This is a genomic window from Actinomadura violacea (assembly GCF_017573465.1).
In the GTDB taxonomy this organism is placed as follows: domain Bacteria; phylum Actinomycetota; class Actinomycetes; order Streptosporangiales; family Streptosporangiaceae; genus Spirillospora; species Spirillospora violacea.
The window spans coordinates 175,447-188,740 of the sequence record NZ_JAGEPF010000020.1; the positions used below are offsets into that span (position 1 = coordinate 175,447).

A 13,294-nucleotide genomic window follows, 5' to 3' on the forward strand; every position below is an offset into this window, starting at 1 on the left:
GGCGCCTCGTGGACGGGACGGCCGCACGCGCCGTTCACTGCCCGCATGTTCCTGTTGCTGCTGCACTACGACGACGGCGTCCTCGGCGAGCTGGACGCGCTGATCCCCGAGCACTACGAGTACGTCGACCGGCACATGAAGGCCGGGACGTTCCTGCTCACCGCGCGCCGCGACCCGCGCGTCGGCGGGGTGATCCTCGCCGACGGCACCGACCGCGAGCGCATCGAGGAGATCACCGCCGGGGACCCGTTCCTGCGCACCGGACGCGTCCGCTACGAGATCATCGCGATCGAGCCGACGCGGTCGGCGCTCGCCGGCATCACGGTGTGAGCAGCCCGGGCAGCTCGTCCAGGGACGTGATGCGGGGCACGTCCAGGCCGTCCGGCGCGGGGGCGCCGGACCGGTCGAGCCATACGCCCGCCAGCCCGGCGGACGCGGCGCCCCGCGCGTCCACGTCCAGCCGGTCGCCCACGTAGACGACGTCGCGCGCGTCCAGGCCGAGCCCGGCGCAGGCGACGCGGAAGATCTCCGGGTCGGGCTTGGCCGCGCCGGTCTCGCTGGAGGTCACCAGGTACGGCAGCCGGTCCGCGAGCCCGATCCCCTCGATCTTCGCGCGCTGCTGGCCGGCGTCCCCGTTGGTGATCACGCCGAGCCGCAGGCCGCGCCCCGCCAGCGCCGCGACCGGGCCGGCCACGTCGGGGAACGCGCGCCACGCGGCCGCGTACCGCTCGATGTAGCCGCCGATCCACGCGTCGGCCCGCGCGTCGTCCCAGTCGCCGAGCCCGAGCTCCCGGGCCAGCGGGACGATCCGGGCGCGCCGCTGCTCGGCGAACGTCAGCTCGCCCGCCAGGTACCGGTCGACCGAGGTCTCGGTCAGCTCCAGCCAGCGCCGGACGAGCCGTCCCGGCTCCTCGTCCGGGAACGACGCGGCGATCGCCTCGGCCGCCGCGCCGGCGTGGTCGAGCAGCGTCCCGTCCAGGTCGAACAGGACGGCGCGCGGCGCCGGGAGCGCGCTCGGGCCCGGTCCGGTCACGTGAAGATCCCCGCCTCGGCGAGGGCGCGCGCGGTCTCCACGACGGACGCGCGGCGGCGCGCGAGGGCCGCCTCGTCGTCGTCCTCGTCCAGGACGAGGCGGCGCAGCTGCGGGACGGCGAAGTTCCACGCGACCAGGCCGAGGATGGTGAAGATCCGGTCCTGCGTGAGGCGCGTGCCCTCCTCGCCGGCGGGGGCCCGGACCACGCCGGTGGTCTGGAACTCGCGGACCCGCGCCCGGTAGTCCTCGCGGCGCTCGGGCTCGCCCTGGACCTCGCCGCTGCCCTCCAGGGCCTCCCACAGCAGCAGCCGGACCAGGTCGGGGTTCTCCCGGTACCAGTCGAACAGCCGGCCGATCCCCTCGGCGAAGTCGGCGGCCCGGAGCTCGGCGCCGTGGCAGACCTCGTCGACCTTGGACCGCACGACCTCGCCGAACAGCTTGTCCTTGCCGCCGAAGTACAGGTAGATCGCCTGCTTGTTGGCCCGGGCCTTGAGCGCGATGCGCTCGATCCGGGCCCCGGCGAGCCCGTGCGCGGCGAACTCGGCGGTGGCGGCGTCGAAGATCCGCCGCCGGGTGGCCTCCGCGTCGTACGTCATGCCCTGAATTAAACCATCCGGTTGACTTCGCCCCTCCCGGTGGACCATGGTTAAACCAACCGGATGTTTTATTTGAGGAGAACGCGATGACCGCCATCGAGACGCCGATCCCCGTCCGCTCCCCGCTGCCCCAGGGCCTCGCCGGGCAGAGCGCCGTCATCCTCGGCGGCAGCTCCGGCATCGGCCTGGCCGCCGGCGCGATGCTGGCCTCGCTCGGCGCGCGCGTCGTGCTGACCGGGCGCGACAAGGCGCGGCTGGACGCGGCCGTCGAGCACGCCCGCGCCGCCGGCCCGGACGCCGAGGTCCTCGGCGTCGCGGGCGACGCCACCGACGACGCGGCGCTCGAGGAGACCTTCGAGCGCGCCGGCACCGTGGACCACGTCCTGCTCACCGCCGGCGGGTTCGCCGGCACCCAGCCGATCACCGAGGTCACCCGGGACGCCGCGCGCGGGGCGTTCGACGGGCGGCTGTGGCCCGCGCTCGCCGCCGCGCGCACGGCCGTGCCGAGGATGAACCCGGGCGGATCGATCACGCTGACGTCCGGCAACCTGATCGTCAGGCCACGGCCCGGCATGACGGTGCTCTCCGCCCTCGGCGGGATCGAGACGCTCACCCGGGCCCTGGCCGTGGACCTCGCGCCGCACCGGATGCGCGCGAACACCGTCCGCTACGGGATGATCGACACCCCGCTGGCGCGCGGCGTGCTGAGCGCCGGCGCGGACCGGGCCGGGGACGAGGCCATGGCGGAGGCCGGGCTGCAGACCCCGCTCGGCCGCTTCGGGACCGCCGACGAGGCCGCGGCCGCCGTGCTGTTCCTCATGGCCAACCCGTACATGACGGGCGAGATCCTCACGATCGACGGGGGCCAGGACTTCTAGGGACCGGCGGCCTCCCGGAGGCGGCGTCCGGAAAACCGGTAGGTCCCGCGGTGGCCGGTTTGCGACCATCCGTGTGTGGACTTCGCCGGAGACTTCGAGACGCACCTGACCGCCCGCCCCGCCGCCGCCGAGCGGCTCGCGGGGTGGGCGGCGGCGCGCGGCCTGAAGTTCGTCCACATCGTCCTGGACCGCGGCCGGGTCGCCTCGCAGCCGATGCTGACGCTGCGCACCCGCGGCACGTTCGCCGACGCCCTCGGCGACGCCGTCCGGACCACCGCCGACCTGCGCGCGGACGGCTTCGAGGTCGCGCGGGTGAAGGTCGAGGCGGCGCCGTGGAACGCGGGCGTCCCCGCCGACGACGCCGACGCGCTCGGCCCCGGGTACTACTTCGAGCACCACCTCAAGCTGCTGCTCGACCCCGGATTCGACGCGGCCGCGCTGGCCGGCGCCGCGCGCCCGCACACCGCGCACCTGTCCCGCAACGCCCGGCGCGTCCGCGCCGACGGCCGGCAGGAGCGGTTCGTCACGCAGCGCTGCCGGTGCGTGGGCGCCCGCACGGCGGCCCGGCGCCTGGACGCGCTGGCGGGCGAGTTGCGGGCGCGCGGCCACGAGATCGTCTCGGTGGAGCGGGAGTTCGTCGTGCACGACGCCGACGAGTCCCTGGACGACGGCTGGATCGAGGAGAACCCGGAGGAGACACGATGACGGAGGACCCGCCGCTCCTGGGCATGGCCCCGCACGAGCCCACCCTGCAGGAGATCGCGCACGAGGGTGCGCTCGACCACGTCCTCGACGCGATCTCCTGGTCGAAGTGGGGCGAGCACCTCGTGCTGCGCGGCAGCGCGCTGATGCGCGCCTGGTACGGGCAGGACGCCCGCCGGCCCCACGACCTCGACTTCGTGGTCGACTCGGACGTCTGGGACGACGACGAGCGGCGGACCGCGGGAATCTTCGAGGAACTCTTCGACGCCATCGACCTCGCGCCCCGGACCGAGCTGATGGAGGGCCTGCGGTTCGTCCCGAGCCGGGTCGTGCGGTCGAGGATCTACGCCTACGGCGACGACTACAGCCTGGTGCGCGACAGGGCGGACGACCGGTTCGGGTTCCGGCTGACGCTGCCCTGGCACTGCGGCGACGCGAGCGGGACGGTCCAGGTCGACTTCGCCTTCGACGAGCCGCTGCACGTCCCGCCGTGCCGGACCGCCGTGCCGCGGCCGTCGGGAGAGGCGCCGCTGTATCTGAAGGCGGCGACCCCCGAGCAGTCGCTGTGCTGGAAGCTCCGCTGGCTGTGGACGGAATCGCAGCCCAAATGCAAGGACCTGTACGACACCTGGCTGCTCAGGGCCGTCCGGCCTTCCGCGAAGCTGCTGGCCGCCGACGACGACTTCGCCGACGCGGGGCTGCTCGTGGGCATGGTGTGGCGCTACGGCGACCGGATCGAGGACGGCTTCGACTGGGACGCGTTCCGGGCGGAGCACCCCATGGTCCGCGGTTCGGCGCGGGACTACATCCGGGCCGTCGTGCGGGAGCTGATGTGGCCGGTGTTCTACCCGGAGGAGCCGCCGCCCGCGTGGCCGGAGTGAACGCGTGGAAGGGCCCCTGACCGGCGTCCGGTTTCGGTCAGGGGCCCCATCGGGCTCGGCCGCGCTTCACGGGACGCTGGGAGGGCGCGCCCCGGGGAGCAGCGTCAGCCGAGGCCGTTCTTGATGGCGGTGATCAGCTCACCGCCCGTCGTGTCCCCGCTCAGCTCCCAGAAGAAGGCGCCGCCCAGGCCCTGGCCCTTGGCGTAGGCCATCTTCCCGCCGATGGTGGACGGGGTGTCGTAGCTCCACCACTCGCTGCCGCACTTGGCGTAGGCAGTGCCCGCGACGGTTCCGGTCGCCGGGCATTTGCCCTTGAGGACCTTGTAGTCCTCGATGCCGGCCTCGTAGGTGCCGGGCGCGGCGCCGGTCGCGGTGCCGCCCGGTTCGGACTGGGTGACGCCCGTCCAGCCGCGCCCGTAGAAGCCGATGCCGATCAGCAGCTTGCCCGCCGGCACTCCCTTGGCCTTCAGCTTGGCGATGGTGTCGGAGGTGTTGAAGCCCGCGTGCGGGATGCCGGGGTAGGACGTCAGCGGCGAGTGCGGGGCCGTCGGCCCCTGCGCGTCCCAGGCGCCGAAGTAGTCGTAGGTCATCGGGTTGAACCAGTCGACGTACTGGGCGGCGCCCGCGTAGTCGGTCACGTCCATCTTGCCGCCGTCGCTCGCGTCGGCGGTGATCGCGGCCGTGACCAGGCTGCTCGACCCGAACTTGGCGCGCAGCGCGCCCATCAGCTTCTTGAACGCGTCGGGGCCGCTGGTGTCGCAGGAGAGCCCGCAGGCGTTCGGGTACTCCCAGTCGATGTCGATGCCGTCGAACACGTCCGCCCAGCGCGGGTCCTTGACGAGCTTGTAGCAGGAGTCGGCGAAGGCGGCGGGGTTCGCGGCGGCCTGCCCGAACCCGCCGGACCAGGTCCAGCCGCCGAACGACCAGAGGATCTTCAGGTTCGGGTACTTCTTCTTCAGCTTGCGGAGCTGGTTGAAGCTGCCCGCCACCGGCTGGTCCCAGGTGTCGGCGACGCCGTCGACGCTGTTCGCGGCGGTGTAGGTCTGCTGGTAGTCGGCGTAGGCGTCGCCGATGGCGCACTGGCCGCCCGTGACGTTGCCGAACGCGTAGTTGAGGTGGGTGAGCTTGGCGGCGGACCCGCTGGTGTCGATGTTCTTCACGTAGTAGGCGCGCTGGTAGACGCCCCAGTCGGTGAAGTAGCCGACGACCTTGTTCCCGCCGCCGCCCGGGTTGCCGCCGCCACCGTCGTCGGTGGTGACGGACACGGCGCCGGACGCGGCGGACGCGTTGCCGGCGGCGTCGTGCGCCTTGACGGTGAAGCTGTAGGCGGTCTTGGCGGACAGGCCGGAGACGGTGGCGCTCGTGCCGGACACCGTGGCGGCCTTGGTCGCGCCGTTGTACACGTCGTAGCCGGTGACACCGACGTTGTCGGTCGAGGCGTCCCAGGCCAGCGAGACGCTCGTGGCGGTCTTGGACGTGGAGTGCAGGTTCGCGGGAGCGGTGGGAGCCTGGGTGTCCTGCTGCGGGGTGCCCGAGCCGTCGCAGGCGGCGCCGTTGACCTTGCAGCCGGTGAGCCAGCCGGAGCCGGTGCCGTCGAAGCCGAAGCTCGTGGTCGCGCCAGCGGCGACCGTCCCGTTCCAGCTCGAGTTGGCGAAGGTGTAGTGGCCGCCGGAGACGGTCTTCGTCGCGTTCCACACCGAGGTGATGGACGTGCCTGACGGCAGGTCGGCCTCGACCTTCCAGGCGCTGATGGCGGCGCCCGTCCCGTTGCTGATCGTGCAGTTGCCCTCGAAGCCGGTGCCCCAGTCCGAGGTCTTGGCGCAGGTGGCCGTCACCGCCCCCGCCGCGGGCGCCGGTGGCGCCGTGAGCAGGGACGTCGCGAGTGCGAGGGTGGCCGCGGTGGCGAGCGCGACGGCTCGCCTTCCGCCCGGTCTGGACATGATTCTCCGTTCGTCCGTGCCCCCGAACCAACAGGAATCCCCGCTTTTCTCTTAGGAAAGTTTCCTAAGAAATTGGGGTGATGGTAACCGGGTGAACACGGCCGTTCAAGCCCTCCCGGAGGCCCCGGGCGGCCGGGCGCCGGTGGTCTGGGCGCCTGCCTGGGGACGTACGGGACGGCCTCGCGGAGAAAGACCGGAACGGTGGTTCAGGCCGTCCCGAACCACCCGGGGATGTCGAGGCGCCACGGATCGGCCGGCGTCATCGCCCGCAGGGTGCCCTCCAGGGCGCGCACCCGGTCGGCGCCGAGCCGCCGGCTCCAGTCGTCCCGGATCCGGTCGAAGATCCGCGCGGATCGCATCAGCGCGTCGACGCCGTACGGGGTCAGCCGGACGATCTTGCGCCGCGCGTCCGCCGGGTCGGCGGCGCGCTCGACGTACCCGGCGCGCTCCAGCGACTCGACCATCTTGCCCGCGGCCTGCTTGGACACGCCGAGCCGGCGGCCGAGCTCCACGGCCGTGGTGCCGTCCGGGCCGATCGCCTGGAAGACGAAGCCGTGCATCGGCCGCATGCCGGGATGGCCCTCGCGGGCGAGCTCGGCGTGCAGCTCATCCAGGATCGCCTGGAACGCCAGGAGCAGCCGCAGCGGCAGCTCGAAGCCGGGCGGGTCGGGCGGGGCGCTTGACATGAAAGACAACCTCGTTGACTATATGGACAACCACATTGACCAATTTACGGGATGGGGAACCATGACGCTCGTACGCAACGCCGACCGCCGCCGCACCGAGACGCCGAACGGCGTGATGACCACCCTCGCGACGCCCACCCAGGGCGGCACCGAGGGCATCGCCGTCTGGCGCGTCGACGCCACGCCCGGCCGCACCGGCCCGCTGCACGCCTTCGACACAGAGCAGGTGTGGACGTTCATCGACGGCGCCGTCACCGTCGACCTCGACGGCCGGAAGATGGAGGCCGGACCCGGCGACACCGTCGTCCTGCCTCCCCACCTGCCCCGCCAGCTGACCGCCTCGGACAAGGGCTTCACCGCTCTCGTCGCCGCCCACGCCGGCTGCCTGGCCTACGACCCCGACGCGGTCGTGGACCCGGGCAAGTGCGAGCTGGCGCCGCAGGGCGACGAGCGGATCGTCCCGCCATGGGCGCAGTGACCCTGCACCGGCGCGCGGCGGGTCAGCCGCCGAGATAGGCCAGGACCGCGAGCACGCGGCGGTTGTCGTCCTCCGACGGCGGCAGCCCGAGCTTGCCGAAGATGTTGTTCGTGTGCTTGCTGATCGCCTTCTCCGTCACGAACAGCTTCGCGGCGATCGCCGCGTTCGAGCGGCCCTCGGCCATCAGCCCCAGCACCTCGCGCTCGCGGGGGGTCAGCTGCTGCAGCGGCTCCTCGCGGGCGTGCCGGGTCAGCAGCTGCGCCACCACGTCCGGATCCAGCGCGGTGCCGCCGCCCGCGACCCGCCGCACCGCCTCCACGAACTGCTTGACGTCCGACACCCGGTCCTTCAGCAGGTAGCCGATGCCGCCCGAGCTGTCCGACAGCAGCTCCCGCGCGTACAGCTGCTCCACGTGCTGCGACAGCACCAGCACCGGCAGCCCCGGCACCTGCTTGCGGGCCTCCAGCGCCGCCCGCAGCCCCTCGTCGGTGAACGTCGGCGGCAGCCGGACGTCCACCACCGCCACGTCCGGGCGGTGCGTCGTCAGCGCCCGCAGCAGCGACGGCCCGTTGTCCACCGCCTCCACGACCTCGAAGCCGAACGCCCCGAGCAGCCTGATCAGCCCGTCCCTGAGGAGGGCGAGATCCTCGGCGATGACAACGCGCACGGCAGCTCCAGGGTCACGACGGTCGGCCCGCCGGGCGGGCTCGTCACGGCCATCGTCCCATCGAAGGCCGCGAGCCTGCGCTCGATCCCGCGCATGCCGCTCCCCGCCGCGGGGTCCGCGCCGCCCGTCCCGTCGTCCCCGATGATCATAATCAGCCGGCCGCCGGAATGCTCGATCTGGAGCCACGCCCGCGCCGCACCCGAGTGCTTGACCACGTTCGCCAGCATCTCCGCCACCGCGAAGTACGCCGCCGACTCCACCGGCGCCTCCGCGCGTCCGGGCAGGTCGACGTGCACGTCCACGGGCAGCGGCAGGGTCAGCGCCAGCGCGCGCACCGCGCCGTCGAGGCCGCGTTCGGCCAGCACCGGCGGATGGATCCCCCGGACGAGGTCGCGCAGCTCCGTCAGCGCCGTCCCGCTCGACTCGCGCGCCTCGGCGAGCAGCTTCGCCGCCATCTCCGGGTCATGCTTCATCATCTCCTCGGCCAGCCCGATGTTCATGCTCAGCGCCACCAGCCGGGCCTGCGCGCCGTCGTGCAGGTCCCGCTCGATGCGGCGCAGCTCCGCGGCGGAGGCGTCCACCGTCTCCGACCGCGATTCCGCGAGCTGCTCGACCCGCGCGGCCAGCGCGGCGCGCGTCGGCGCCAGCAGCGACTGGGAGAACAGCGCGTGCGCCTTCAGGAACACCGGCCCGACCGGCCCCGACACCGCGATCAGCACCGCGCCCAGCACCACCGGCCCGGCGATCCCGACGACGCCCCAGTCCTTCAGCGGCCAGAACGGGCCCCACCCGTAGTCGCTCACCCACGCCAGCCACGGCGCGACGAAGATGCCCTCCAGCCCGTACAGCGCCAGCCCTCCCGCCAGCACGCCGAGCACGAGCGCGACCGGCACGTTCACGATCGTCCACAGCAGGTCGCGCCACGACGCCGGATCGGCCAGCAGCCGCCCGAGCCGCCGGAACGGCCCGAGCCCGGCCGGCTCCGGCCGGTACGGGACGGGGATCTTCACGCCGGACCACTCGGCCGCCCACGTGCGCTGCTGGTCGGCGACCGACCGGATCGCCCGGAACACCTCCGGCACCAGGACGACGCCGACGCCCAGCGGGATGAACGCGATCGCCAGCACCGCCACGATGAACAGCGGCAGGTTCACCGCGAACGCCACGACGATCTGGAGCACCCCGCGCAGCAGGCTGGGGAGCGTGCAGCTCAGCGCGCGGCGCCAGTACTTGCGCAGTAGCTCGCTCACCCGGTCCTCCAAGGAATCGCCATAGCGGTGGATCTCCACCATTGTGGTCGAGCGCGATCCAGGGCTCGGTGGTGCTAGACCCACTCTTCCCCCGCCGGACGGGTGGTGCTGGACCCACCGTCATTCGACCGGTGACAAGACAACCGGCCCCGATCCCTGGACAATGCACAGGCGACACCCAGGGGAGAAAGCGAATCGAAGCTGTGACAGCGACCATCAGCCAGACGTCCGCCGGCCAGGAGGGCGACGAGCCCTCGATCCGGCCCATCACCGAGCGCATCGCCGAGGAGATCGGCGTCCGCGACGGGCAGGTGCGGGTCGCGGTGGACCTGCTCGACGGCGGGGCGACCGTCCCGTTCATCGCCCGCTACCGCAAGGAGGCGACCGGCGCGCTCGACGACGCGCAGCTGCGCGCGCTGGAGGAGCGGCTCCGCTACCTGCGCGAGCTGGACGAGCGCCGCGCCGCGATCCTGGAGTCGATCGAGTCGCAGGGCAAGCTCACCGGCGAGCTGCGCGCGCAGATCATGGCGGCCGACTCCAAGGCCCGGCTGGAGGACATCTACCTCCCGTACAAGCCCAAGCGGCGCACCAAGGCGCAGATCGCCCGCGAGGCCGGCCTCGAGCCGCTCGCCGACCTGCTGCTGGCCGACCCGTCCCGCGACCCGCAGGCCGAGGCCGCCGGCTACGTGGACGCCGAGAAGGGCGTCGCCGACGCGGCCGCCGCGCTGGAGGGCGCGCGCGCCATCCTCGTGGAGCGGTTCGCCGAGGACGCCGACCTCATCGGCGCGCTGCGCGAGCGCATGTGGAACCAGGGGCGCATGGTGTCCCGGGTCCGCGACGGCAAGCAGGAGACGGGCGCGAAGTTCGCCGACTACTTCGAGTTCGCCGAGCCGTTCGCCAAGCTGCCCTCGCACCGCGTCCTCGCGCTGTTCCGCGGCGAGAAGGAGGAGGTCCTCGACCTCGACCTGGAGCCGGAGGACGCGCCCGAGGACCCGGCCGCCCGCAGCTCCTACGAGGCGGAGATCGCGCGCCGGTTCCGGATCGCCGACCAGGGCCGCCCCGGCGACCGGTGGCTGGCCGACGCCGTCCGCTGGGCCTGGCGCACCCGCATCCTCGTGCACCTCGGCATCGACCTGCGCACCCGGCTGCGGCAGGAGGCCGAGGACGAGGCCGTCCGGGTGTTCGCCGCGAACCTGCGCGACCTGCTGCTCGCCGCGCCCGCCGGCACCCGCTCCACCATGGGCCTGGACCCGGGCCTGCGCACCGGCGTGAAGGTCGCCGTGGTCGACGCCACCGGCAAGGTGACCGCGACCGACACGATCTACCCGCACGAGCCGCGGCGGAAGTGGGACGAGTCGATCGAGACCCTCGCCAAGCTCGCCCGCGAGCACAACGTCGACCTGGTGTCCATCGGCAACGGCACCGCGTCCCGCGAGACCGACAAGCTCGCCGCCGACCTGATCGCCCGGTACCCCGACCTCAAGCTCACCAAGATCATGGTGTCGGAGGCGGGCGCGTCGGTGTACTCGGCGTCGGAGTACGCGGGCCGCGAGCTGCCCGGCATGGACGTCTCGCTGCGCGGCGCGGTGTCCATCGCCCGCCGCCTGCAGGACCCGCTCGCCGAGCTCGTCAAGATCGACCCGAAGTCGATCGGCGTCGGCCAGTACCAGCACGACGTGTCCGAGGTGAAGCTGTCGCGCTCCCTCGACGCCGTCGTCGAGGACTGCGTGAACGCGGTCGGCGTGGACGTCAACACCGCGTCCGCGCCGCTGCTCACCCGTGTGTCGGGCATCGGCGAGGGCCTCGCCGACAACATCGTCGCCCACCGCGACGCCAACGGCCCGTTCCGCAGCCGCTCCGGGCTCAAGGACGTCCCGCGGCTCGGCCCGAAGGCGTTCGAGCAGTGCGCGGGCTTCCTGCGCATCCCGGGCGGCGACGACCCGCTCGACGCGTCCAGCGTGCACCCCGAGTCCTACCCGGTCGTGCGCCGCATCCTGGAGGCCGCGGGCAGCGACATCAAGGCGCTCATCGGCAACACAGCCGTGCTGCGCTCGCTGAAGCCCGGCGAGTTCGTCGACGACACCTTCGGGCTGCCGACGGTGTCCGACATCCTCGCCGAGCTGGAGAAGCCCGGCCGCGACCCGCGCCCGGCGTTCAAGACGGCCACGTTCAAGGAGGGCGTCGACAAGCTCTCCGACCTCGAGGCCGGGATGCTGCTGGAGGGCGTCGTCACCAACGTCGCCGCGTTCGGCGCGTTCGTGGACGTCGGCGTCCACCAGGACGGGCTCGTCCACATCTCCGCGATGTCGGACAAGTACGTCGAGGACCCGCGCGAGGTCGTCAAGCCCGGCGACATCGTCCGGGTGAAGGTCCTGGACGTCGACCTGCAGCGCAAGCGGATCTCGCTGACCCTGCGGCTGGACGACGAGCCGGGCCGCGACCAGCGGGGCGGACGCGGCGGCGAGCCCCGCGACCGCGACCAGCGCCGGCCGGGCCGGGGCGCCCAGGGCGGCGGCCGCAACCAGGGCGGCGGCGGCCAGAACGGCGGCCAAGGCGGCGGCCAGGGCGGCGGACGCAACCAGGGCGGGCGCGGGCAGGGCGGTCGCAACCAGGGCGGACGCGGCCAGAACCAAGGCCAGGGCGGCGGCGGGCGCGGCCAGAACCAGGGCCAGGGCGGCGGACGCGGCCGGTCCGGTCATGGCGGCTCCTCCGGCGGCGGCGCGATGGCCGACGCCCTCCGGCGCGCCGGCCTCGACAAGGGCCTGCCCGGCGGCGACCGTAAGTCCCGCTGAGCCGACCCCGACGGGCGTTCATCCGCTGCGAGCCGTCGTCCCCGGTCACCCCGGGGCGGCGGCTCGCGGCGGTTCAGCGTCGCCCGGCGGCGATCTGGCCCGTTCCGGTCAGCGGCCGGTCCCGCGCCAGCGGCCGTCCGAGCCCGTCTCGGTGTGCTGCTCCGGCGCGGGGGAGCGGCGCGGCGGCCCGGGCGGCGGGCGGCCCGGAATGTTGTAAGGGCCCGTGCCCAGCGGATCCTGCGCGTACGGGCTGCGCTGCGGCGGCACCGAGTACTGCTCCGGCGCGGCCTGCGGCGGCACCTGCGGGGCGGGCGGCCGCTGCTGCCCGAGCTGCGGACCACCGAGCGCCGGGCCGCCCACCGCCGGACCGCCGAACGGGTCCTGCGCGGCGGAGACCTCCTCGTGCGGGCGGTCGTCCTCCGCGACGGGGCGGTGCCGCGGGAACTGCAGGACGGCGACCGCGCCGAGCAGCAGCGCGCCGAACCGCATCGCCGAGTGCCCCATGTCCTTCGGCCACGACTCGGCGTACATGAAGGTGCCCATGGTCAGCAGGAACGACTTGGCGCTCACCGTCATCACGGTCGCCACGATCGACACCCGGCAGCGCTGGAACGCCATCACCATGATCCCGAAGCCGATCGCCGCCGCGAGCACCGTCAGGTACGGCCAGGGCGTCGCGGCGATCCGCAGGCCGGTGGCGTGCGCGTCGTCGCTCCACCCCTTGATCGCCAGCTCCGCGGTGCCGACCGGGAACCCCGAGCTCAGCCCGTAGGCGATGCCCGTGACGGGGCGGGCGTGCCGGCCGTCGGGCCGGTGGTCGCCGAGCACCAGGATCAGCACCGGCACCAGCACCGCCGGCGCCACCACCACCGCGATCTTCCACAGCGGCACGCCGCCCGACCGGATCGGCTCGTGGCCGCTGATGGACGCGGTGAGCAGCAGGATCGCGGCGGCGATCAGCAGCAGGCTGAGCCACTCGCGGGCGGTGAGCCGCTCGCCGAAGAACACCATCGCGATCAGCAGCAGCGGGACGACCCCGGACATGAAGATCGGCACCGCGGTGGACAGCGGCAGCTTGCCGAGCGCCACGATCTGCAGGCCGAGCCCGCCGAGCACGACGGCCAGGGCGAGGAGGAAGATCCAGTTGCTCACGATCGTCCAGATCATGTGCAGGATCCGGTTGCCCCGCACAGGGGCCATCCGGTCCGCCGCCAGTTTGAAGACGGCGAACCCCAGGTAGTAGAGGCCGGTCGCGCTGAAGGCCGCGGCTATCCCGTTCATCCCGGACGAGTATGGGGGGTCCGGGTGTCAAATGTCACTGCCTGTACGGGATTGTTGACAGGGATTCGCCGGTCCGAGCCCCCCGCGATGTCCGCAGACGCCGCCGCTAC

General features: G+C 73.2%; 13 protein-coding genes. 6 read left to right on the plus strand and 7 right to left on the minus strand.

Translation table 11 applies throughout. The features are described from left to right. Positions 1-45 precede the first annotated feature (45 nt). Entirely contained in the window at positions 46-330 is a 285-nt protein-coding gene (locus J4709_RS31670) for a YciI family protein (RefSeq protein ID WP_208246130.1), read from the plus strand. Here the strand turns inward: J4709_RS31670 and J4709_RS31675 are convergent. Together J4709_RS31675 and J4709_RS31680 are read right to left on the minus strand one after the other, a co-directional pair. Continuing rightward, on the minus strand, positions 320-1,033 hold the full coding sequence (locus J4709_RS31675; RefSeq protein WP_208246132.1) for an HAD family hydrolase: 714 nt from the start codon (positions 1,031-1,033) through the stop codon (positions 320-322). The genes J4709_RS31670 and J4709_RS31675 overlap by 11 nt on opposite strands. Beyond that, entirely contained in the window at positions 1,030-1,629 is a 600-nt protein-coding gene (locus J4709_RS31680) for a TetR/AcrR family transcriptional regulator (RefSeq protein ID WP_208246134.1), read from the minus strand. The genes J4709_RS31675 and J4709_RS31680 overlap by 4 nt, the downstream gene beginning before the upstream one ends. A gap of 86 nt (positions 1,630-1,715) precedes the next feature. Between J4709_RS31680 and J4709_RS31685 the strand changes: the two genes are divergently transcribed. The 3 genes from J4709_RS31685 to J4709_RS31695 all read left to right on the plus strand — a co-directional run bounded on the left by J4709_RS31685 (position 1,716) and on the right by J4709_RS31695 (position 4,090). Continuing rightward, positions 1,716-2,507, plus strand: coding sequence for an SDR family NAD(P)-dependent oxidoreductase (locus J4709_RS31685; RefSeq protein WP_208246136.1), 792 nt, complete (start codon positions 1,716-1,718; stop codon positions 2,505-2,507). 75 nt (positions 2,508-2,582) lie between these two features. Further along, a complete protein-coding gene (locus J4709_RS31690; RefSeq protein ID WP_208246138.1) occupies positions 2,583-3,212 on the plus strand; it encodes a hypothetical protein in 630 nt (209 codons plus the stop codon). Further along, entirely contained in the window at positions 3,209-4,090 is an 882-nt protein-coding gene (locus tag J4709_RS31695) for a nucleotidyl transferase AbiEii/AbiGii toxin family protein (RefSeq protein ID WP_208246140.1), read from the plus strand. The genes J4709_RS31690 and J4709_RS31695 overlap by 4 nt, the downstream gene beginning before the upstream one ends. A 104-nt stretch (positions 4,091-4,194) precedes the next feature. Here J4709_RS31695 and J4709_RS31700 read toward each other — a convergent pair whose 3' ends face one another. Next, positions 4,195-6,030 (minus strand): glycosyl hydrolase family 18 protein, encoded by a 1,836-nt coding sequence (locus tag J4709_RS31700; protein WP_208246142.1) that lies wholly within the window; start codon positions 6,028-6,030, stop codon positions 4,195-4,197. Between the two features lie 206 nt (positions 6,031-6,236). Then, positions 6,237-6,716: a MarR family winged helix-turn-helix transcriptional regulator gene (locus tag J4709_RS31705; RefSeq protein WP_208246144.1), complete on the minus strand. Its 480-nt coding sequence runs from the start codon at positions 6,714-6,716 to the stop codon at positions 6,237-6,239. 61 nt (positions 6,717-6,777) lie between these two features. On the opposite strand from J4709_RS31705, the gene J4709_RS31710 reads away from it, so the two are divergent. Further along, positions 6,778-7,194, plus strand: a complete 417-nt coding sequence (locus J4709_RS31710; protein ID WP_208246146.1) for a cupin domain-containing protein — start codon at positions 6,778-6,780, stop codon at positions 7,192-7,194. Between the two features lie 22 nt (positions 7,195-7,216). Here J4709_RS31710 and J4709_RS31715 read toward each other — a convergent pair whose 3' ends face one another. Together J4709_RS31715 and J4709_RS31720 are read right to left on the minus strand one after the other, a co-directional pair. Then, positions 7,217-7,861, minus strand: a complete 645-nt coding sequence (locus J4709_RS31715; RefSeq protein WP_173095621.1) for a LuxR C-terminal-related transcriptional regulator — start codon at positions 7,859-7,861, stop codon at positions 7,217-7,219. Beyond that, on the minus strand, positions 7,813-9,111 hold the full coding sequence (locus J4709_RS31720) for a sensor histidine kinase (RefSeq protein ID WP_307801704.1): 1,299 nt from the start codon (positions 9,109-9,111) through the stop codon (positions 7,813-7,815). Before J4709_RS31720 ends, J4709_RS31715 begins: the two co-directional genes overlap by 49 nt. A 257-nt stretch (positions 9,112-9,368) precedes the next feature. Here J4709_RS31720 and J4709_RS31725 point away from each other — a divergent pair, with 257 nt between their 5' ends. Further along, positions 9,369-11,903, plus strand: a complete 2,535-nt coding sequence (locus J4709_RS31725) for a Tex family protein (protein WP_208246255.1) — start codon at positions 9,369-9,371, stop codon at positions 11,901-11,903. Positions 11,904-12,011: 108 nt separating this feature from the next. Here J4709_RS31725 and J4709_RS31730 read toward each other — a convergent pair whose 3' ends face one another. Beyond that, on the minus strand, positions 12,012-13,184 hold the full coding sequence (locus J4709_RS31730; RefSeq protein ID WP_208246150.1) for a DMT family transporter: 1,173 nt from the start codon (positions 13,182-13,184) through the stop codon (positions 12,012-12,014). Positions 13,185-13,294: the final 110 nt, after the last annotated feature.

Excerpts from the sequence above, each read along its gene's own strand:
- J4709_RS31705 (WP_208246144.1), bottom strand. The coding sequence starts at position 6,716 with ATGTCAAGCGCCCCGCCCGACCCGCCCGGCTTCGAGCTGCCGCTGCGG.
- J4709_RS31670 (WP_208246130.1), top strand. The coding sequence starts at position 46 with ATGTTCCTGTTGCTGCTGCACTACGACGACGGCGTCCTCGGCGAGCTG.
- J4709_RS31685 (WP_208246136.1), top strand. The coding sequence starts at position 1,716 with ATGACCGCCATCGAGACGCCGATCCCCGTCCGCTCCCCGCTGCCCCAG.
- J4709_RS31710 (WP_208246146.1), top strand. The coding sequence starts at position 6,778 with ATGACGCTCGTACGCAACGCCGACCGCCGCCGCACCGAGACGCCGAAC.
- J4709_RS31700 (WP_208246142.1), bottom strand. The coding sequence starts at position 6,030 with ATGTCCAGACCGGGCGGAAGGCGAGCCGTCGCGCTCGCCACCGCGGCC.
- J4709_RS31695 (WP_208246140.1), top strand. The coding sequence starts at position 3,209 with ATGACGGAGGACCCGCCGCTCCTGGGCATGGCCCCGCACGAGCCCACC.
- J4709_RS31730 (WP_208246150.1), bottom strand. The coding sequence starts at position 13,184 with ATGAACGGGATAGCCGCGGCCTTCAGCGCGACCGGCCTCTACTACCTG.
- J4709_RS31680 (WP_208246134.1), bottom strand. The coding sequence starts at position 1,629 with ATGACGTACGACGCGGAGGCCACCCGGCGGCGGATCTTCGACGCCGCC.